6 protein-coding genes are annotated in these 21,547 nt (G+C 74.1%); 4 read left to right on the top strand and 2 right to left on the bottom strand.

Translation table 11 applies throughout. The features are described 5' to 3' along the window. The first annotated feature begins 12 nt into the window (after nt 1–12). Both EDD30_RS33660 and EDD30_RS33665 read left to right on the top strand, forming a co-directional pair. Nucleotides 13–15,387, top strand: a complete 15,375-nt coding sequence (locus tag EDD30_RS33660; protein ID WP_071803044.1) for a non-ribosomal peptide synthetase — start codon at nt 13–15, stop codon at nt 15,385–15,387. Next, nucleotides 15,384–15,605 carry an MbtH family protein gene (locus EDD30_RS33665; RefSeq protein ID WP_071803045.1) on the top strand — a complete coding sequence of 74 codons (222 nt, stop codon included), beginning with the start codon at nt 15,384–15,386 and terminating at the stop codon, nt 15,603–15,605. The genes EDD30_RS33660 and EDD30_RS33665 overlap by 4 nt, the downstream gene beginning before the upstream one ends. 99 nt (nt 15,606–15,704) lie before the next feature. Here the strand turns inward: EDD30_RS33665 and EDD30_RS33670 are convergent, their stop codons facing one another. After that, nucleotides 15,705–17,489, bottom strand: coding sequence for an ABC transporter ATP-binding protein (locus tag EDD30_RS33670; protein WP_071803046.1), 1,785 nt, complete (start codon nt 17,487–17,489; stop codon nt 15,705–15,707). Between the two features lie 34 nt (nt 17,490–17,523). Beyond that, nucleotides 17,524–19,281: an ABC transporter ATP-binding protein gene (locus EDD30_RS33675; RefSeq protein ID WP_244945493.1), complete on the bottom strand. Its 1,758-nt coding sequence runs from the start codon at nt 19,279–19,281 to the stop codon at nt 17,524–17,526. Nucleotides 19,282–19,391: 110 nt separating this feature from the next. Between EDD30_RS33675 and EDD30_RS33680 the strand changes: the two genes are divergently transcribed. Next, a complete protein-coding gene (locus tag EDD30_RS33680; RefSeq protein WP_084556085.1) occupies nt 19,392–20,453 on the top strand; it encodes a FecCD family ABC transporter permease in 1,062 nt (353 codons plus the stop codon). 95 nt (nt 20,454–20,548) lie between these two features. Next, entirely contained in the window at nt 20,549–21,544 is a 996-nt protein-coding gene (locus EDD30_RS33685) for a FecCD family ABC transporter permease (RefSeq protein ID WP_084556089.1), read from the top strand. The last annotated feature ends 3 nt before the right edge of the window (nt 21,545–21,547 follow it).

A 21,547-nucleotide genomic window follows, 5' to 3' on the forward strand; every position in this document is an offset into this window, starting at 1 on the left:
GGCATCTCGACGATGTTCGGTGGTACCGGGGCCGGCGCGCCCCTGACCAGGGCGCAGACGGGTATCTGGCTGGCGCAGCAGATCGACCCGGAGAACGCTGTCTACAACATCGCCCGATACCTGGAGTTCCGTGGCGACGTCGACGTCGACGTCGACCGCCTGGCCGCCGCCGTGCGCCAGGTGGTCGACAAGGCGCAATGCCTGCATGTGCGGTTCGTCGTCGGGTTGGACGGCGAGCCCCGCCAGATCGGCGGGGAGCCGGTGGAATGGTCGCTGCCCGTCGTCGACCTCTCCGCCGAGCCGGACCCCGACGCGGCCGCCGCGGCGTGGATGCGGGCGGACCGCGAGCAGGTCGTCCATCTCGCCCGCGGCCCGCTGTTCGCCCATGCGCTGCTCCGGCTGGCGGCGGACCGGGTGCTCTGGTACGCCCGCTACCACCATCTCGTCATGGACGGCTACGGCGGAGCGCTGATCGCCCGACGGGTCGGCGAGCTCTACACCACCGGCGTCGTCGACTCGACGCGCGAGGCGTGGTCGGTGGACCGCCTGGTGGACAGCGACGCCGCGTACCGGGTCTCGGAGCGGTACCAGACCGACCGGGACTACTGGCACCGCCGCTTCGCGGACCGGCCGGAGCCGGCCCGGCTGCTCACCCGCGCGACAGAGCCCGTCGGTCGACTCGAGCGTCGCAGCGTGCGGCTCGGTCCGGACCAGGCGGGCCGGCTGCACAAGACGGCGGCCGACGCCGGCACCCGGGTGTCCCGGGTGGCCATCGCAGCCGTCGCCGTCTACCTGCACCGCGCCACCGGAGCGCAGGACATCGTCCTTGCGCTGCCCGTCACGGCCCGGGTGGACGCCGCGCTGCGGAACGTGCCCGGCATGGTGTCCAACGTGCTACCGCTGCGGTTGACGGTCCGCCCCGAGACGACCCCGGCCGAGCTGCTGGCCTCGGTGGCGACCGAGGTGGCGGGGCTCACCGCGCACTCCCGCTACCGGGGTGAGGAGCTGGCCCGCGACCTGGGCCTGCCCGATGGCATCGCCGAGCTCGCCGGCCCCAGCGTCAACATCTTCGCGTACGAGCACGGCATGCGACTCGGTGACCTCGAGGTCAGTGGGAACACTCTGTGGCAGGGGCCGGTCACCGACCTGTCCATCCTGGTCGAACCGCAGAGCGACGGGCGGTGCCTGCGGGTCGACCTCGAGGCCGACGCCGCGGTGTGCAGCCCGGCGGAGCTCGCCGAGCACGAGCGTCGGTTCCTGGCCGTCCTCGACGCGATCGTGACCCACCCCGATCGACCGGTAGGCACGATCGACCTCCTCCGCGGCGAGGAGCGGCTCGTACTCGAACGGTTCGGCACGGCCGAGCGCGAGGTGCCCGAGGTGACGTGGCCGGCCGCCGTCGAGGCGCAGGCGGCCCGCTCCCCGCATGCCGTCGCGGTGGTGTGCGAGTCCGAGCAGCTCTCCTACGCCGGACTCAACGCGGCCGCGAACCGCCTGGCCCGGGTGCTGCGCGACCGCGGCGTGCGCCCCGAGGACGTGGTGGCCATTGCGCTGCCCCGCTCGACCGAGCTGGTGGTGGCGCTGCTCGCCGTGATGAAGGCGGGGGCGGCGTACCTGCCGCTCGACGCCGACCACCCGGCCGACCGGATCGGCTACATGCTCGCCGACGCCGGCGCCCGGCTCGTCGTCTCGACCGCGGAGCTGGCGGCCCCGTTTGCCGACCTGCCGGGGGACTGCCTGCTCCTGGACGAGGCCGGCGCCGAGCTGGCCGCGGCCGACGACCGCAACCTGGAACTTGCGATCGGACTGCACCAGGCGGCCTACGTCATCTACACCTCCGGCTCCACCGGAGCGCCCAAGGGCGTCGTCATCTCCCACGAGGGCATCGGCAGCCTCATCGCGACCGCCGTGGACCGCCTCGGCGTCGACGCCGACAGCCGGGTGGTGCAGTTCGCCTCCGTCGGCTTCGACGTGGCCGTGTGGGACCTGTGCATGTCGCTGTGCGTCGGCGGCCGGGTCATCGTCGTCCCCACCGAGCGCCGGGTCGCCGGAGCGCCGCTCACCGATTACGTCACCGAGCACGGCGCCACCCACATGATCCTGCCGCCGTCGCTGGTGGCGGCGCTGCCCCCGGGCTGTGCCCTCCCCGACGGGGCGGTGCTCGTCGTGGGCACCGAGACCGTGCCCACCGAGCTGATCGCCCGCTGGGCGCAGCGGCTGCGGGTGGTGGCGGCATACGGGCTCACCGAGGCGACGGTCAACTCGACACTGTGGGCCGCGAAGCCCGATTGGCGCGGGCCCGTGCCGATCGGCGTGCCCGATCCCAACACCCGTTGCTACGTCCTCGACTCGGCGCTGCGCCCGGTCGGCGTCGGCGTGGAGGGCGAGCTGTACGTGGGCGGGCGCGGCCTGGCCCGTGGCTATCGCGGACGACCGGGCCTGACCGCGGAGCGCTTCGTCGCCGATCCCTACGGTGCTCCGGGCAGCCGGATGTACCGTACCGGCGACCGGGCCCGCTGGCGCGCCGACGGCAACCTCGACTTCCTCGGCCGGGCCGACCACCAGATCAAGATCCGCGGATATCGGATCGAGCCGGGTGAGGTCGCCAGCGTCCTCATGCGACACGCGTCGGTCGCCCAGGCGGCGGTCGTGGCGGCCGAGGACCACCGCGGGGTCAAGCGCCTCGTCGCCTACGTCACGCCGGTCGACGGCGACGTCGACCCCGCGACGCTGCGGGCGCACGCCGCCGCCGTCCTGCCGGAGTACATGGTGCCGTCGGTGATCGTCGGCGTGGACGGGCCGCTGCCGCTGACCCCCAACGGCAAGCTCGACACGGCCGCACTGCCCGCCCCGGACTGGACGGCGCTCGCCGGCGACGCCGCGCCGAGCACCCCCGCCGAGCACACCCTCGCCGCCCTCTTCGCCGAGGTGCTCCGCCTGCCCGCAGTCGGCGTCCACGACAGCTTCTTCTCGCTCGGCGGCGACAGCATCGTCGCGATCGCGCTGGTCAACCTCGCTCGCACGGCCGGCCTGGCGATCACCCCGCGGGACGTGTTCCGGCACCGCACCGTCGCCGCGCTGGCGGCGGCCGCCGGCCCGGCGCAAACGGGCCCGGTGGTCGCGGACAGCCCTGCCGCGTTCTCCCTGGTCGCCCTCGACCCGGCCGAGCGCACCGAGTTCGCGGCCCTGGTGCCCGATCTGGATGACGTGCTCCCCGCCACCCCGCTGCAGGAGGGCTTCTACTTCCACGCCTCCTACGACGACGCGGCGGGCGACGTCTACGCCGTCCAGCAGACCATCGACCTGCTCGGGGACGTCGACGCCGACGCGGTGCGCCGTTCGGTGCAGGGGCTGCTCGACCGGCACCCGCTGCTGCGCGCCGGCTTCCGCCAGCGCTCGGGTGGTCAGCTCGTCCAGCTCATCGCCGGCCGCGTCGACGTGCCGTGGCGCGCCGTCGACCTGACCGGCACCGCCCCGGCCGAGCGGCCGGCAAAGGCGGCACACGTCGCCGCGCAAGAGCGCGCGAACCGCTTCGACCTGGCTCGGCCGCCGCTGCTGCGGGCAGCGCTCGTCCGCCTCGACGCCGACCGGCACCGTCTCGTGCTCACCGTGCACCACATCGTGGTCGACGGCTGGTCGGTATCGATCATGATGCGGGAACTGCTCGACGGAGTCCGGGGCGAGCTGCCCGCCGGCCGCGACGCCCTGCACCGCGACTACTTCGGCTGGCTCGGCAGCCGGGACCTCGACGCCGCCCGGGCGGCCTGGCGTACCGCGCTCGCCGAGCTGGACGGGCCGACCCGGCTGCTGCCGGCCGAGGTCGGCGGCGCCGCGCCCAAGCCGGAGCAGCTCCGCGTCGAGCTACCCGCGACGACGACCGCCGGCCTCACCGCCCGTGCCCGCGAACGCGGACTGACCGCCAGTACCGTCATCCACGGCGCATGGGGGCTCCTGCTGGGTCGCCTCGTCGGCCGCGAGGACGTCGTCTTCGGCAGCACCGTCTCCGGCCGCCACGCCGACGTCGACGGCGTGCAGTCCCTGGTCGGACTCCTCATCAACACCCTGCCGGTACGGCTGCGGTGGCGGGCGGAGGAGCCCCTGGCGGACGTGCTGGCCCGGTTCCAGGACGAGCAGTCCGCCCTGATGGAGCACCAGCACCTCGGCCTGGCGGACATCCAGCGCCTGGTCGGCTGGGGCGAGCTGTTCGACACGTTGGTCGTCGTCGAGAACCTCCCCAGCGCGGGCGACCTGCGCGACGAGACGGGCGTCGAGCTCGCCGGCGTCGAGGTGCGCGACGCCACCCACTACCCGGTCGCCCTCACGGTGCTGCCGGGGGAGCGGATGGAGCTGCGCCTCGACCACGACCCCGATCGCATCGACGCCGCGGCGGCCGACCGCCTCGCCGCCGCGCTGGTACGACTCCTGGAGACGGTCATCGACGACCCGGACCGGCCGGTGGGCCGCCTCGACCTGGCCTCCGACGCCGACCGCGACGCGATGGCGAGCGAGCTGGCCGGTGCCCACCACGAGGTGCCGGCGATCACCCTTGCGGCCGCCGTCACGGCCCGGGCGCGCCGGAATCCCGACGCCACCGCGGTCATCTCCGCGGACGAGCGGCTGTCCTACGCCGACCTCGACGCTGCGGCGGACGCCGTGGCCCGGCGGCTGCGCGAGCGCGGCGCCGCCCCCGAGCGGATCGTCGCGGTCGCGGTGCCGCGGTCGGCACGGCTGCCCGTCGCCCTCCTCGGCGTGATGAAGACCGGCGCCGCCTATCTGCCGCTCGACCTCGACCATCCCGCCGAACGGATCGCGTTCATGCTCGCCGACTCCGGCGCGCGCACCGTGGTGACGACCCCGGAGGCTTCCGCGCTGCTGCCGCGCCTGGACGGAGTGGAGCCGCTGATTCTCGACGGGGCGGAGCCGGCCGGCGGGGTGACCACGGCCGCCTTCGACGCGGACCCGGCCGGCCCGGAACACCCGGCCTATCTGCTCTACACCTCCGGCTCGACCGGGCGGCCCAAGGGCGTTCTCGTGCCCCACCGCGCCGTCGTCAGCCAGCTCACCTGGGCATGCGAGCAATTCGGCTACCGCGCCGACGACCGGGTGCTGCACCAGTACTCCGCCACCTTCGACCCCTCCGTGCTGGAGATCTTCGCGCCACTGCTGGCGGGTGCGGCGGTGGTGATCGCCAAGCCGGACGGCCACCGCGACCCCGCCTACCTCGCCGAGTTGATCCGCCGGGAACGCGTGACCACCGTGGATCTGGTCCCGTCGATGTACGCGGCGCTGCTGCAGGCGACGGAGGGCAGCGGCGCGGACGGCTGGGCCGCCGGCCTGCGCCGGGCGTTCAGCGGCGGAGAGGCGCTCGGGGGCGGGCTGGCCCGCCGGTGGCGCGATCGGACCGGCGTACCGATGATCAACGTGTACGGCCCGACCGAGGCCACCGTCCAGGTCACCTCCTGGGAGTACGACGGCGCCGTCGACGCCGGCGTACCCATCGGGCTGCCGGCGTGGAACACCAGGCTGTACGTCCTCGATCCCTATCTCCGTCCGGTACCGGCCGGCGCCTCCGGCGAGCTGTACATCGCCGGCTCGCAGCTTGCCCGCGGCTATCACGGCCGTTCCGGGCTGACCGCCGAGCGGTTCGTCGCCGACCCGTTCGGCGCGCCGGGTGAGCGGATGTACCGCACCGGCGACCTGGTCCGGTGGCGGACCGACGGCGCGGTGGAGTACCTGGGCCGTTCGGACCACCAGGTCAAGATCCGCGGCAACCGGGTGGAGCTCGGCGAGATCGAGAACCGGCTCGCCGCGCTGCCGCAGGTCGCGACGGCGGTCGTGGCCGTGCGCACCGACGACCGCGGCGGCGCCCAGCTCGTCGGGTACGTCGTGCCGTCCGCGGGCGCCCGCCCCGACGGCGAGGCACTGCGGGCCGCGCTGGCCGGCGCGCTGCCGGAGCCGATGGTTCCCGCCGCGTTCGTCGTCCTCGACTCCCTCCCGCTCACCCCGGGCGGCAAGGTCGACCGGGCGGCCCTGCCCGCGCCGACGGTCGTCCGCGCCGTGGCACAGCGCCCCGCCGACGAGCGCGAGCGGCTGCTGTGTGACATCTTCGCGGCGGTGCTCGGGTTGGCCGAGGTCGGCGCCGACGAGGACTTCTTCGTCCTCGGCGGGGACAGCATCCTGTCCATCTCGGTCTCCAGCCGGGCCCGTGCGGGCGGCCTCAACCTCAGCCCGCGCGAGGTGTTCCTGCACCGCACGCCGGCGGCCCTGGCGGTCGCCGCGGCCGACCGGCCGCGCGCCGAGGCCGCCGCGCCCGTCGCCGACGGCGTCGGCGACGTGCCGCTGTTGCCGATCGCCCACCAACTGCGCTGCGACGGTGGACCGGTCGGCCGGTTCAACCTCTCGGTGCTGGTGCAGACCCCGCACGACGCCGACGCGGCGCTGCTGTCGGCGGTGCTGCAGGCCGTCCTCGACCACCACGACGGACTGCGGCAGCGCCTGACCCGGGTCGCCGGCGTGCTGTGGTCGCTGGAGGCGCTGCCCGCCGGCGTGGTGACCGCCGCCGAGCTGCTGCGCCGCGTCGACGTGGCCGACCTGGACGCCGCCGAACTGCGCGCGGTCCTCGCGGCCGAGTCCGACGCCGCCGCCGACCGGCTCGACCCCGACTCCGGAGTCATGCTGCAGGCAGTCTGGTTCGACGCCGGCTCCGGCCGGCCCGGCCGGCTGCTGCTCGCCACCCACCATCTGGTGGTCGACGGGGTCTCCTGGCGCATCCTCCTCGGCGATCTCGCCGCGGCCTGGGAGGCGGTGCACGCCGGACGGACGCCGGTACTGGAACCGGTCCCGACCTCCCTTCGCCGGTTCGCGCGGCTGGTCGGCGAGCAGGCCCAGGCCCCGCAGCGCCTCGCCGAGTTGCCGCACTGGCTGACCACCCTCGCCCCCGGCGCGGACCTGGTGGCCGGGGCGCCCGGTCCGGGCACCGTCGGCGAGTCCCGTGCCCGGCAGGTACGGCTGCCGATCGCCGACACCCTGCCACTGCTGACCTCCGTGCCGGCGGCCGTCAACGGTGACGTCACCGACGTGCTGCTGACCGCGCTGCGGGTGGCGGTGAGTCGCTGGCGGGACCGGCGCGGCGAGGACGGCGCGGCGGAGCTGCTCGTGGACGTGGAGCGGCACGGGCGCGAGGAGATCGCCGAGGGACTGGACCTGTCGCGTACGGTCGGCTGGTTCACCAGCGTCCAGCCCGTGCGGCTGGCGGCGGGCCCGAGGCCGGTCGACGCGCTCAAGGGCGTCAAGGAGCGGCTGCGCGCCGCCCCGGACGGCGGCCTCGGCTTCGGCATGCTGCGCCACCTCAACGCCCAGGTCGCCCCGGTGCTCGCCCAGGCGGCGTCGGCGCAGGTGCTGTTCCACTACTTCGGTCGCTTCGCCGCCGATCACGGCACCGACTGGACGCCGGCGCCGGAGTCCGACGCGTTGACCCTGGCGCCCGACCCCGGGCTCGGCATGCCGTACCTGCTGCAGATCGACGCGGTCTGCGCCGACACGCCGGCCGGCCCCGAGCTGAGCGCCGTGTGGACCTGGCGCGACGTCGGCCTGTCCGAGACGGACGTCGACGAGCTGAGCGAGGAGTGGCTGGCCGCGCTGCGCGAGCTCGCGGCCGCGGTGGACGGGGCGCAGCGCACCGCCGGGCTGACGCCGTCGGACCTCACCACGATCCAGCTCAGTCAGGCCGACATCGACCGGGTGGAGCAGCTCAGCCCGTCCCCGGTCGCCGACATCTGGCCGCTGTCGCCGCTGCAGGAGGGAATCTTCTTCCACTCCAGCTACGACCAGGGCGCCCTCGACGTCTACACCGCCCAGGACACCTACGACTTCGGTCACCGGCTGGAGCTCGACCGGCTGCGCGCGGCCTGCGCCACGCTGCTGACCCGCCACCCCAGCCTGCGCGCCGGACTCACCAGCGACGGCCTGCACCAACCGGTGCAGTTCATCGCCGCTGCCGTCGAAGTGCCACTGGACGAGGTGGACCTGTCCGGCCTGCCCGCCGAGGAGCAGGACCGCCAGATGGCGGAGCTGCTCGCCGCCGACCGCGGCCGCCGGTTCGACCTCGCTCGGCCGCCGCTGTGCCGCCTGACCGTCGTCCGGCTCGCCGGCGACCGCGACCGGCTGGTGCTCAGCCACCACCTCGTCGCCTGGGACGGCTGGTCGCAGGGGCTGTTCCTGGAGGAGCTGCTGGAGCTGTACGCCACCGGCGGCGACGACACCGCCCTGGCCACTCCCGGCACCTACCGGGACTACCTGGCCTGGCTGGCCGGGCAGGACGCCGATCGCACGGTCGACGTGTGGCGGGCCGCCCTCGCCGGGCTCGCCGAGCCGACCCTGGTCAGCCCCGCCGACCGCAGCCGTGAGCCGGTGATTCCCCGCCGCTGCCGTACCGAACTCCCCGCCGAGCTGAGCGACCGGCTGCGCAGCGAGAGCCGCCGCCACGGCCTGACGCTCAACACGCTGCTCAACGCCGCCTGGGGACTGTGCCTGGCGAGCCTGGTCGGCCGGTACGACGTGGTCTTCGGTAGCACCGTCGCCGGACGTCCCGCCGACGTGCCGCGCGCGGAGAGCGCCATCGGCATGTTCCTCAACACCGTTCCGGTGCGGATCGCGATGGACCCGCACGAGTCGGTGCTGCAACTGCTGCGCCGTCTGCAGTCCGAACGCACCGCGCTCATGAACCACGAATACGTGGGACTCGGCGAGATCCAGCGGGCCAGCGGCCACCAGCAGTTGTTCGACACGCTCTACGTCCTGCAGAACTTCGGCGACGTCGACAGCCTCACCGCCCTGCGGGAGCGGCATGGCATCACCGACATCGGCAGCGCCGACGCCACCCACTACCCGATGACCCTGGTCGTCACCCCCGCCCGAGACGTGCGGGTGGCCCTGAACTACCGGCCGGACGTCGTCGAACCGGCGTCGGCGGAATCCTTGCTGGAGCGGTTCACCCTGCTGCTGTCGCGGATGATCGCGGACCTGTCGGCTCCGGTCGGCACCCTCGACCTGCTCACCGCGTCCGAGCGGACCCAGCTCGCCGCCGAGTGGGACGCCACCCGCCGCCCGATGGTGTCCGACACCGTCGCCGACCTGTTGGCCGCCCAGGCGGCGCGGACCCCGGACGCCCTCGCGCTCGTCTGCGGCGACCAGCGGCTCAGCTACGCCGAACTGGACGGTCGGATCAACCGTCTCGCCCGGCTGCTGCTGGCCCGCGGCGCGGCGCCGGAGCGCGTGGTGGCGCTGGCCCTGCCGCGCTCCGTCGAGATGGTCGTGGCGCTGTTCGCGGTGCTGCGGACCGGTGCGGCGTACCTGCCGCTGGACCTCGACCACCCGGTGGACCGGCTGGAAATGATGATCGAGGACACCGGCCCGATGTGCGTGCTGTCCACCGGCGCGGTGGCCCGCTCGCTCACCACCCCGGCCGTCTGCGTCGACGACCCGGCCGTCCTGGCCGAGCTGGCCGCGCTGTCGGCCGCCGACGTCGACGACGAGGAGCGGCCCGGGTTCGCGCGCAGCCGCCCCGACCGGTTGGAGCACCCGGCGTACGTCATCTACACCTCGGGCTCCACCGGCCGTCCCAAGGGCGTCGTCACCCCCTACCGGGGCCTGACGAACATGCAGCTCAACCATCAGGAAGCCATCTTCGGGCCGGCGATCGCGGCCGCCGGCGGACGACGGCTGCGCATCGCACACACGGTCTCCTTCGCCTTCGACATGTCCTGGGAGGAGCTGCTCTGGCTCGTCGAGGGCCATGAGGTGCACGTCTGCGACGAGGAGCTGCGCCGCGACGCCACGGCCCTGGTGGCCTACTGCGAGACGCACCGCATCGACGTGGTCAACGTGACGCCGACCTACGCACACCTGCTGATCGAGGAAGGGCTGCTCTCCGGCCACGTCCCCCCGTTGGTGCTGCTGGGCGGTGAGGCGGTCTCCGACGCCGTGTGGACGCGGCTGCGCGACACCGAGGGGACGTACGGCTACAACCTGTACGGGCCGACCGAGTACACCATCAACACCCTCGGCGCCTCCACCGAGGACAGCGCCACCCCCACGGTCGGGCGCGCCATCTGGAACACCCGGGCCTACATCCTCGACGCGCACCTGCGGCCCGTCCCGCCGGGTACACCCGGTGAGCTGTACATCGCCGGGATCGGCCTGGCCCGCGGCTACCACCGGCGCCCCGGGCTGACCGCCGAGCGGTTCGTCGCCGACCCGTACGGCCGGCCCGGCGATCGGATGTACCGCACCGGCGACCTGGCGCGGTCGCGGCCGGACGGCATCCTGGACTTCCTCGGCCGCACCGATGACCAGGTCAAGATCCGCGGGTACCGGGTGGAACTGGGCGAGATCGCCACGGTGTTGGAGTCGCATCCCGAGGTCTCCCAGGCGGCCGTGGTGGCGGACGGCGCCGGTCCCGGCGGGGCCAGGCGTCTGCTCGGCTACGTCGTCGCCGCCGGCGAAGCGACCGACGCACTCCCGCCCGAGCTGCGCGAGTACCTCAAGGGCCGCCTGCCGGACTACATGGTGCCGGCGGCGCTGACCGCGGTGGAGCGGCTGCCACTGACGGTCAACGGCAAGCTGGACGTGCGCGCGCTGCCCGCCCCGGAGATGCGCGGCGGTGACAGCCGCCCGCCCGCCTCGGCGGAGGAGGAGCTGCTCTGCGCGCTGTTCGCCGAGGTCCTCGGCGTACCGCAGGTGGGGGTCGAGGACAGCTTTTTCGACCTCGGTGGCCATTCCCTGCTGGCCACCCGGCTGGTCAGCAGGGCCCGCGCCGCGCTCGGCACCGAGCTGGCGATCAGGGACCTGTTCGAGGCACCCACCGTCGCGGAGCTCGTCCTGCGGGCCGCCGCCGCCCGCGGCGCGGTCAGGCCGGCGCTGGTGGCCGGTGAGCGCCCCGACGAGCTGCCGCTCTCCTTCGCCCAGCAGCGGCTGTGGGTCATCCAACAGCTCGAGGGCGCGTCGGCGGCGTACAACTTCCCGCTGGTGATGCGGCTGCGAGGCGCTCTCGACGCGGACGCGTTCGCCGCGGCGCTCGGCGACGTGGTCGCCCGGCACGAGGCGCTGCGGACCCTCTTCGGCGAACGGGAGGGAGTCCCGTTCCAGCGGGTCCTGCCCGCCGCCGCGGCACGGCCGCCGGTGGAGCTCATCACCGCTGCCCAAGACGAGGTGACGGCGGCCGTCCGTGCCGCGGTCGACCGCCCGTTCGACCTGGCGGCCGAGCTGCCGCTGCGCGCCACCCTGGTGCAGGTCAGCGAGGTCGAGCACGTCGTGGTGATCCTGCTGCACCACATCACCACCGACGAGTGGTCCGACCGGCCGTTCCTCCGCGATCTCGCGGCCGCCTACGCCGCTCGCCTCGGCGACACGGCGCCGACGTTCCCGCCGCTGCCCGTGCAGTACGCCGACTACGCGCTGTGGCAGCAGCGGCTGCTCGGCGAGCGCGAGGACCCGGCCGGCCTTGCCGCCCGACAGCTCGACCACTGGCAGCGGGCGCTCGACGCCCTGCCGGAGGAGCTGGAGCTGCCGTTCGACCGGCCGCGTCCGGCGCGGCCGACGTTCCGCGGCGGTGAGCTGGAGCTGGAGCTGAAGCCGGAGGTCTGCGAGCGGCTGCGGCGGTTGACCCAGCGGACCGGGGCGAGCATGTTCATGGTGCTGCACGCGGCTACCGCGGCGCTGCTGCACCGGCTGGGTGCCGGGGACGACATCCCGCTCGGCGCCCCGATCGCCGGCCGCACCGATGCCGGCCTTGACGAGCTGGTCGGATTCTTCGTCAACACGCTGGTCCTGCGCACCAACCTGTCCGGCGACCCCAGCTTCGCCGAACTGGTCGCCCGGGCCCGCGAAACGGACCTGGCGGCGTTCTCGCACGCCGACGTGCCGTTCGAGGCGGTCGTGGAGCGCGTGAACCCGGCTCGGTCGCTGGCCCGCAACCCGCTGTTCCAGGTGATGGTCGGCTACCACAACCGCAGCGACGACGCCCTGCAGTTGCCGGGCCTCGAGGTGGAGTGGGTGCCGGTGGAGCTGCCCACGGCAAAGTTCGACCTGGTCTTCAGCTTCTCCGAGCACGTCGAATCCGGCCGCATCGGCTGCCGGCTCGAGTACGCCACGGACCTGTTCGATCCCGGCACCGCGGCGCGGCTCGGCGACCGGTTGCACCGGCTCCTCGCCGGCGTCACCGCCGACCCGCAGGCGCCGCTGAGCAGCATCGACCTGCTTGCCGCCGACGAGCGACGCCAGGTGGTCGAGCGGTACAACGACACCCTGCGCGCGGTGCCGGAGGAGACGCTGCCGCAGTTGTTCGCCCGGTGCGTCGCCGCGCGGCCCGACGCCGTCGCGGTGGTGGACCGGTCCCGGTCGGCGTCGTACGCGCAGCTCGACGCGCAGGCCAACCGGATCGCGCGGCTGCTGGCCGCCCGCGGCGTCGGACGCGAGAGCGTCGTCGGCATCGCGGTACCCCGGTCGGTGGAGATGGTCGCCACCGTGCTCGGCGTGCTGAAGCTCGGCGCCGCCTATCTGCCGCTCGACCTGTCGCACCCTGCCGAGCGCATCGCGTACATGCTCGGCGACTCCGCCGCCGGCGTCGTGGTCGCCACGGCGTCGGAGGCGCCGCGGGTGCCCGAGGTCGACGGAGTGCGCCGGCTGCTGCTCGACAGCCCCCCGGTCGCCGGCGAGCTGGCCGCCCTGGACCCGTCGCCGCTGCCCACCGGGCCGGTCGGCCTCGACCAGGCCGCGTACGTCATCTACACCTCGGGCTCCACCGGCCGGCCGAAGGGCGTCGCCGTCCCGCACGACGGCATCGCCAGCCTGGCCGCCACCGCGGTGGACCGGATGAGCCTCACCCCCGACAGCCGGGTCCTGCAGTTCGCCTCGGTCGGCTTCGACGTGGCGGTCTTCGAGCTCACCATGGCGCTCTGCGTCGGCGGGCAGCTCGTCCTCACCCCGGACGAGGTCCGGGTCGCCGGGCCGGCGCTCACCGAGTTCCTGCACGAGCGGCGGATCACCCACATGATCCTGCCCCCGTCACTGGTGGCCGCGCTGCCGGCCGACTGCGAGCTGCCGGCCGGCTCCACCATCCTGGTCGGCACCGAGACCGTGCCGCCGGATCTGATCGGCCGCTGGGCCGGCCGGCTGAACCTGCTCGCGGCGTACGGGCTGACCGAGGCGACCGTGAACTCCACGCTGTGGCCGGCGAAGCCGGACTGGAACGCCTCGGTGCCGATCGGCGTGCCGGACCCCAACACGACCGTGTACGTCCTCGACGCGCGACTGCGTCCGGTCCCGCCCGGCGTGGTGGGGGAGCTGTACGTCTCCGGCCGCGGCCTGGCGCGCGGTTACCTCGGCAAGCCCGGGCTCACCGCGGAGCGCTTCGTCGCTTGCCCGTTCGGTCCACCCGGCACCCGGATGTACCGGACCGGGGACCGGGCCCGGTGGCGTACCGACGGCAACTTGGACTTCCTCGGTCGAGTCGACGAGCAGGTGAAGATCCGGGGCTTCCGGATCGAGCTGGGCGAGATCTCAGGTGCGCTCTCCGGCCACCCGCGGGTGCGGCAGGCCGCGGTCGTCGCCGACCGCGACGGCGAGCACACCCGGTTGATCGGCTACGCCGTGACCGGCGACGACCCCGTCCCGCCGGCGGATCTTCGCGCCTACCTGGCCGAGTCGCTGCCGGACTACATGGTGCCGGCGGCCGTGGTGGTCCTGGCCGATCCGCTGCCACTGACCCCGAACGGCAAGCTCGACCGTCGGGCGCTGCCCCGGCCCGACTGGTCGACGATGACCGGCGACGAACGCCCGGTCACCGCCGAGCAGCACACCCTCGCCGAACTGTTCGCGGAGATCCTCGGGCTGCCCGCGGTCGGCATCCACGACAACTTCTTCGCCCTCGGCGGCCACTCCATGGCGGCGATGCGACTGATCGGCCGGATCCGGTCGGCGTTCGGCGCGGACCTGACCATCCGTGAGGTCTTCGACACCCCGACCGTTGCCGGCCTGGCCGGACAGCTCGCCGGCGCGACGTCGGCCCGGCCGCCGCTGGCGGCGACCGAGCGGCCGGCGGAGCTGCCGATCGCCCCGGTGCAGCGCTGGCGGTGGGACCTGCACCGGGACCGCCCCGGGTACGACCACGCCCTCGCGCTGCGGTCGACCGGGGGCCTGGACGCCGCAGCGCTCGCCGCGGCGGTCCGCGACGTGGTGACGCGGCACGAGCCGCTGCGCTCGCTCCTCGTCGAGCGCGACGGTGCGGTGTACCAGCAGCTCGTGGACGCGCCGTCCCTGGAGACCGAACGAGTCGCCGGCGAGGGCCTGGACCGGCGTCTCGCCGAGCTGGCCCACGAGCCGGTCGACCTGGCCACGGCGCCGCCGCTGCGCGCCCGGTTGCTCGCCGACGAGGCGGGCGCGCAGGCGCTGCTGTTCACCATGGGCTACACCGGAGTGGACGAGTGGTCCGTGGTGCCGCTCTTCCGCGACCTCAGCACCGCGTACGCCGCCCGGCTGGCGGGGAACGCCCCGGACTGGGCCCTGCTGCCGGTCAGCTACGCCGACTACACCCGCTGGCAGCACGACCTGCTCGGCGACCCCGACGATCCGGGCAGCCGGCACGCGCGGCAGTTGAACTACTGGCGTCAGGCGCTGCGGGGGGTCCCCGCAGAGCTTGCCCTGCCGACCGATCGGCGTCGTACGGGCGGGCCAGGCCACAGTGGTGACTACGTCGAGGCGCCGCTCGACGCCGACCTGCACCGCGCCGTCGACCGGCTCGCCCGGGCGACCGGGACGAGCATGTTCATGGTGCTGCAGGCGGCACTGGCCGCGCTGCTCACCGGTCGCGGCGCCGGAACCGACCTGCCGATCGGTACCCTGGTCGCCGGCCGTACCGAGGAGAGCCTGGTCGACCTGGTCGGCTGCTTCTTCAACACCGTCGTGCTGCGCACCGACACCACCGGCGACCCGACCTTCGCTGAGCTGCTGACCCGGGTTCGCCGGACCAATCTGAGCGCGCTCGACCGGCAGGACGTCCCCTTCGCCGACGTGCTGCCCGAGCTCGGCGGCGTCCGGGCCCCGCAGGTGATGATCGTGCATCACGAGCAGGCCGACCTGGCCGGCCTCGACGGTGGCCACGGGACGATGCAGGCGGTACCGATCCGGGCCACCGCGGCCGAGCTGACGCTCAGCTTCTATGAGCCGCGGGGCGACGGGGCGGTCCAGTGCTACCTGGAGTACGCCACCGACCTGTTCGACCGCCCGACGGTCCAGCGGCTCGCCGACGACCTGCTCGGCCTGCTCGCGGCGGCAGCAGCCGACCCCGACCGGGCGTTGTCCACCCTTTCCATCTCAAGGAGCGAGTCATGACCAACCCGTTCGAGAACGCCGAGGGCCGCTACCTGGTCCTCGTCAACGACGAGCAGCAGCACTCCCTGTGGCCGTCGTTCGTCGAGGTGCCCGCCGGCTGGACCGTGGTGTTCGGAGAGGACTCGCGGGACGCCTGCCTCGCCTACGTCGAGGCGAACTGGACAGACCTGCGGCCGCGCAGCCTGCGCGAGCAGATGGCGGACGCCACGGCGCGATAGCCGTTGCACAGCGATTCGGGAGGGCACCCTCGGACGGGGTGCCCTCCCGAGATCGTCTGCGGGCCGGCGTGGCTACGCCGGCCCGTCGCTCATGCCCGGCTACGCGGGCTCGCGGCTGCCCGACCAGGCCTGCCACAGCTCGGCGTACCGCCCGCCGGCCGCGACCAGGTCCGCATGGCGGCCACTCTCCACCACCCGGCCGTCCGCCAGCAACACCACCCGGTCCGCGGCCGCGGCCTGGGTGAGCCGGTGCGCCACGACGAGCGCGCTCCGGCCGTCGAGCGCCCGGGCGGCCGCGTTCTCCAACTCCCGGGCGCTGGCGCTGCCGGCGTCCGCCGTGGCCTCGTCCAGGATCGCGACCGGCGGGTCGGCCAGGACCAGCCGCGCCAGGGCGATCTGCTGCGCCTGGGCCGCGGTGAGCCGGTGCCCGCCCTCGCCGACAACGGTGTCGACCCCGTCGGGCAGCGCGTCGACCCAGCCGAGCGCCCCTACCCGGGTGAGCGCCGCCCGCAGTTCCTCGTCGCCCGCGTCCGGGCGCGCCAGCCGCAGATCCTCGGCCAAGGGGCCGGCGAAGACGTGGACCTCCTGCGTGACCAGGGCGATGCTGCGCCGGATGAGGGCGGGGTCGAGCTCGGTCAGCTCCACGCCACCTAGCCTGATCGAGCCGCCGGTCGGCCGGTGCACCCCGGCGATGAGCTTGGCGAGGGTGGTCTTTCCGGCCCCGCTCGCGCCCACCAGCGCTACCCGCTCTCCCGGGGCCAGCTCCAGGTCTACGCCGTGCAGCACCTCGTGGCCGCTGCGGTAGGCGTACTCGACGTCGACCGCCTTGACGGACGTGTCGACGGATGCCGTGGCCGGGCGCGGCGCCGGAGCCGGCTGGTCGGCGACGCCGACCAGCCGCGCGAGGCTCGCGGTGGCCGCCTGGGCGTTGTCGGCCAGCGCCAGCGCCGCATTGATGGGGTTGAACAGGCTGTGCACGTACAGCGCCGCGGCGGTCGCCGTGCCGATGGTCACCGAGCCGGCGCGCACCAGGACGAAACCGGTGACCAGCACACCCGCCAACGCCACGAACTCGGCGGCGTTGAGCCGACCGTAGAAGCCGGTGAGCAGCCGGATGCCGCGCATGGCCAGCTCCACGACGGCGCGCGACCGCTGCGCCACCTGGCCGACGTGCCGGTCGCCGAGCCGGAACGCCCGGACGGTCGCGGCACCCCCGATGCTGTCGAGGAGTTGCTGCTGCTGGGCACCGTCGGCGATCCGGTGCGCGGCGTAGATCTTCCGGGCGTGGCCGCTGTACCAACGGACGGTGTGGAGCTGTATCGGCGCGGCGAGCAGCGCGGCCAGCAGGAACCGCCAGTCGAGCACGGCAAGTCCGGCCAGGGTGAGGGCCACGGTCAGGCCCGACCGGGCCAGGACCGGCAGGGCGTGGCGGACCGCCTCCGTGATGGCGGTGACGTCGCGGGTGACCCGCGCGGTGAGATCGCCCGCGCCGGCCTCCTCCAGCCGCTCCAGAGGCAGGTGCAGGGCCCGGTCGACGAAGCGTTCCCGCAGCCGGGCGAGCATCGCCTCGCCGAGGCGGGCGACGAGGGACACCCCGAGCGCGGTGCACACTCCCTGCCCGACCGCCACCAGGGCCAGCGCGACGACCGGCGGGGTGAGTGCGGCGGCCGGGTGTCCGGCGGCGACGAGGTCCACGACGTGGCCGAGCAGCGGCGCCGTGAGCAGTCCGATCGTCGTCCCGACGACCAGCACGGCCAGACCGGTCGCGGCCAGGGTCCGATGCGGTCGCAGCAGCCGGTACACCGCGGCGCGGATGTGTGCGCCGGTCGCGGTGGGCAGTAGCCGCCGGCCGGCCCCCGGCGTGGCGTCGTGCGGAACGGTCATCGGCATCTCCTGATCGACGGGGCGCTCGGCCGGCTCAGGTGAGCACGGCGGCGCGGTAGCGCGGGTGGGCGCGGAGCAGATCACCGTGGCTGCCGGCGGCGGCGACCGTGCCGCCGTGGACGAAGACCACCCGGTCGGTCGCCGACAGCAGCGCCGGGCTCGTGGTCACCAGGAGGGTGGTACGGCCCTGGCGGGTCTGCCGGATCCCGGTGGCGAGGGCGGCCTCGGTGACCGCGTCGACCGCCGTGGTCGGGTCGTGCAGCACCAGTACGGGCGGGTCGGCCGCGAGCGCCCTGGCCAGGGTCGCGCGCTGACGTTGGCCGCCCGAGAGCGACCGACCGCGTTCGCTCACCGCGGTGTCGAGGCCGTCCGGCAGCGCGTCGGCCAGCTCGTGCATCCCGGTCGCGGCCAAGGCCCGCTCCAGGGTCTGCGGGGTGGAGGCCGCGGCGGCGACGTTGTCGAGCAGGCTGTCGGCGAAGAGTTCCGCGTCGTGCGCGGCGACCAGCAGCGTGGCGCGGACGTCGTCGGGGTCCAGTCCGGACAGTGGGTTGCCGTCGAGCTGGACGCTGCCGGCGGCCGGGTCTGCGTCGCGCGTCAGGCACTGCAACAGGGCGGTCGCCTCGGCGGGCTCGGTCGTCACGACGCCGAGCAGCTCGCCGGGGGCCACGTCCAGGTCGATGGCGCTCAGGCCGGCGTGCGTGACGCCGCGCAGCCGGAGCCGGCCGCGCACCGGTCGGGGCAGGGTGGCGCCGCCCAGGGGTACCGCCGGGGGAGCGGTCAGCACGGCCGCTATCCGGGCGGCCGAGGCGCGCGCCTGTGCGAGCTGCCCGTTCACCCAGGAGAAGAGCGACAGCGGCCAGACCAGGAATTGAGCGAGGCCGACGGCGGTGACCAACTCGCCGACGCTGATCTCGCCGTGCGCGGCGAGCCGGCCGCCGACGAGGGCGATCGCGGCGAGGAACACGCCGTTGACCGCGAGCATGGCGCCGTCCAGGCGGGCCTGTGCGCCGGCCGCCCGCACCGCCGCCGCCATCGACTCCCGGCTCGTGCGCCGGTACCGGTCGGCCGCCGTGGCCTCGGCCCCGATTCCCTTGAGCGAGCGCACGCCCGCGATCAAGTCTGCGGCGATCCCCGAGGCTTCGGCGGCTCGCTCCTGTTCGACGTGGCTGCGCCGCTCGAGTGGCCGGCACAGCAGATGTGCCAGGAGCAGGAGAACCGGAGAGCCGAGGAGGACCAACAGCCCGAGCGGGACCGAGATGCGCAGCAGGGCCACCGCGGCGACGAGCAGGCCGAAGACGGCCGCCGCGGCACGGGGCAGGGCGAGATTCACGTCGCCGGCGCGCTGGGCGTCACCGGTGGCGGTGCTCGTCAGCGCGCCGGCCAGCCGGCCATGCTCGGCACCGCCGGCCGGGTCCAGAACCCGGGCGGCGAGCGCGACCCGCAGCCCGTGCGCCCCTTCGAAGGCGGCGCGTTCCTCCATCCGCAGGCTGTACCGGAAGCACAGGGAGAGGGCGGCGATGACCGCGGCGAGCAGGGTCAGCCACCAGACCAGCTCGGCCGGACGTCCGGTAGAGATCGCTTCGTCGATGACGATGCCGATGATGACCGGCACGGCCGCTTCGCCCGCCTGATGGCCGGCGGCGAGCACGGCGCCACCGGCGACCAGCCGCCAGTGGCCGGCGATCGTGCGGGTCAGGAGACCTCGCCTCGATCGTGTCGCGGCGTGCACCGACCACCTCCGGTCCATCGTGGTGTCATCCGGCGACGGCGCCGGGTCTGAAAGATCGGCCACCGTGAGTCGCACCGCGACGTCCCGGAGGCAGAAGGTAAGGCTAGCCTAAGGTACGCTCAGGCGGCGGAGCGGACCACGCCCTGGCGGCCCCCGCAACGGAGGGAGACTGGATGCTCGACGTACGCCTGGTGGATGCCGATCTGGCGACGGCCGGGGTCGTCCGGCGCGGCGGTGGCCACTCGCTCCGCCGGACCGGCGGGCTGGTGATCGCGTTGGGGGTGCTCGCCGTCGTCGTCGTCGCCAGCCTGGGCATCGGGGCGAGGGACGTCACCGCCGCCTCCACCTGGGCGGCGTTGTGGCACGACGACCACTCCGCCGAGGCACTCATCATCCGTGAGTTCCGGCTGCCCCGCGCGCTGCTCGGGCTCCTGGTCGGAGCCGCCCTCGGGCTGGCGGGCGCGCTGATGCAGGCGCTCGCCCGAAACCCACTGGCCGACCCGGGCCTGCTCGGTGTGAACATGGGCGCCTCCGCCGCGGTGGTGGTGGCCATCTCCTACCTGGGCGTCTCGGCGATCACCGGCTACGTCTGGTTCGCCTTCGGCGGGGCCGCGGTGGCGAGCGTCGTGGTGTATCTGCTCGGCTCCGCCGGCCGAGCCGCGGCCACGCCGGATCGGCTCGTGCTGGCAGGAGCGGCGGTCAGCGCCGTCCTGGTCGCCTTCACCTCGGCCGTGCTGCTGCTGGACCCGCGCGCCTTCAACGAGTTCCGGTTCTGGAACATCGGATCACTGGCCGGACGCAAGCTCGATGTGGTGGCGCAGATCGCGCCGTTCATCGCGGTGGGGATCGCCCTCGCGCTGGCCCTCGCCAGGCCGCTGAACGTGCTGGCCCTCGGCGAACAGGCCGGCCGCGCTCTCGGTGCCCACGTGGGCCGGACGAGAGTGCTCGGCGCGTTGGCGGTGGCGCTGCTGTGCGGTGCCGCCACCGCCGCGGCCGGTCCCATCGCCTTCGTCGGCCTCGCCGTACCACATCTCGCCCGGCTGATGGTCGGCCCCGATCAGCGCTGGGTGCTGTCGTACTCCGCGGTGCTGGCGCCGATCCTGCTCCTCGGCTCCGACGTCGTCGGCCGGGTCCTGATAGCCCCTTCGGAGCTACAGGTCGGCATCGTCACCGCCTTCGTCGGCGCTCCCGTCTTCATCGCCCTGTGCCGTCGCCGGAAGCTGGCCGACCTGTGAACCCGCCCGGTGTGACCGCGCCCGTAGTCGACGACGCCCGGTCGGCTCGCGTCGTGAGCGGCTACGTGCTGCGCGACCGGCGCGACCGGATCTCGATGCGGGTATCTCTGCGTCCCGTGCTCGTCGCGGCCTGCATGATCGCCGCGCTGGCCGGCGTGGCGGTGGCGACCATCACCACGGGCGACTATCCGATCTCGGCGCTCGACGCGGTCAGAACCCTGGTGGGGGCGGGTGATCCGGCGTCCGAGTTCATCGTGACGACGCTCCGGCTGCCCCGGCTGGTCACCGGTATCGTCGTCGGCGTCGCCCTGGGTGTCAGCGGTGCCATCACGCAGAGCCTGTCGCGCAACCCGCTCGCCAGCCCCGACATCATCGGTCTTACCAGCGGGGCGGCGACCGGCGCGATCCTCGTCGTGGTGGTCCTGCACGGCAGCATGATCGATACCGCCCTGGGCGCCGTTGCCGGTGCTGCCGTCACCTCCGCCCTGGTGTACCTGCTGGCCTTCAAGAACGGCGTGCAGGGTTTCCGACTGATCCTGGTGGGCATCGGCGTCAGCGCGATGATCCTGTCGGTCAACTCCTACCTCATCGCCCGCGCGTCCTGGCAGGACGCGATCGCCGCACAGGCATGGCTGGTCGGCGGGCTCAACGGCCGGGGCTGGGAACACGCCGAGCCGGTACTTGCGGCCACGGCTCTGTTGCTACCGGTTGCCTTGTACCAGGCCCGTCGGTTGTCGCTGCTGGAGATGGGCGACGCCGCGGCCACCGCTCTCGGCGTACCCGTCGAGCGGAGCCGGCTGCTGCTCATCGCGGCGAGCGTGCTGCTGGCGGGGGTCGCTACCGCGGCGGCCGGCCCCATTGCCTTCCTTGCCCTCGTGGCACCGCAGTTGGCGCAACGGCTGACCCGATCGGCCGGGCCCGGCCTGCTCGCCGCGGGGCTGATGGGCGCCCTGCTGCTCACCACGAGCGACCTCGCCGTCCAGCGTCTGTTCGGCCCGACGCAGCTTCCCGTCGGCATTGCCACGGCCGGTATCGGCGGGTCCTACCTCGCCTGGCTGCTCGCCCACCAGTGGCGGCGCGGCCCCCGATGACCT

The organism is Couchioplanes caeruleus (assembly GCF_003751945.1).
In the GTDB taxonomy this organism is placed as follows: Bacteria; Actinomycetota; Actinomycetes; order Mycobacteriales; family Micromonosporaceae; genus Actinoplanes; species Actinoplanes caeruleus.